Raw genomic sequence first — 1,018 nt, 5'->3', positions numbered from 1 at the left:
TTAGAGATCGCGCCAATAGATGGGCCAAAACCACGGTAACTATTAATGCCAGAGTAATTAACCAAGTCACCAACGTCATTAAGCAGTGAAGCAGGCACGGACAGTGTTAAACATATTTCGACCAAGAAAAAGTTTGACACAGGAAGTCACGTGCCTGCCCTACCATCATCCATCATGAACCCCCTCTGGAGCCAATTCGAAGCACTGCTCCCAGAGCGAAACGTCACACACCCCTGGGGATGCCACAAACCAAGAATCAGCGACCGGATCATCTTCGACAAACTCATCCAGGTCCTCATCCTTGGAGCGGCCTACGCAAAAATCAGCGACACCACCTGCTCAGCAACCACCATCCGTCGCCGCCGCGACGAATGGATCACCGCCGGGATTTTCAACGACCTGGAACAGCTCTGCCTGGAAGCTTACGACCGCATCGTTGGGCTCGACCTTGAAAACCTCGTCATTGACGGCTGCTTGGTCAAAGCACCCTGCGGCGGCGAAGCTGCCGGCAAATCCCCAGTAGACCGCGGCAAGCAAGGCACCAAACGCTCCCTGATGACCGATGGGAAAGGCATCCCCGTCGGCTGCGTGATCGCTGGAGCGAACCGGCACGATTCACCGTTGCTGCGCCCGACCCTCGAACGCCTTTCCCGATTTGGATACCTGCTCCCAGAGCAGATCAAGGTTCATCTGGATGCCGGCTACGACAGCCGGCAAACCCGAGGCTTGCTCACCGAGCTAGGATGCGACTGGGAAATCAGCACCAAGGGCGAACCCTTGCAAGCCGGAGTCCGCTGGGTCGTGGAACGAACCAACTCGTGGCACAACCGCGGGTTCAAAAAGCTAGCGATCTGCACCGAACGAAGGGCTCGTGTTATTGAGGCAATGATCAGCTTGGCGAACAGCATTATCGTGCTCCGCAGGTTGATTCGCGAAGCATGGGTGACGTATCGGTGGGATTCACGGCCTAATCGAAAGCCTTAATGCTGGACGTTCACCTATTGGCGCGATCTCTTAG

Annotated in this window: 1 protein-coding gene; it reads left to right on the top strand. The window is 55.9% G+C overall.

The window, feature by feature from the left end; translation table 11 throughout:
• The first annotated feature begins 150 nt into the window (after positions 1–150).
• Positions 151–984 carry an IS5 family transposase gene (locus CIK76_RS12060; RefSeq protein WP_096286794.1) on the top strand — a complete coding sequence of 278 codons (834 nt, stop codon included), beginning with the start codon at positions 151–153 and terminating at the stop codon, positions 982–984.
• Positions 985–1,018: the final 34 nt, after the last annotated feature.

Origin of the sequence: Glutamicibacter sp. BW80 (assembly GCF_002332385.1) — a bacterium.
Taxonomy (GTDB): Bacteria; Actinomycetota; Actinomycetes; order Actinomycetales; family Micrococcaceae; genus Glutamicibacter.
This window is presented reverse-complemented; position numbering and strand designations above follow the sequence as displayed.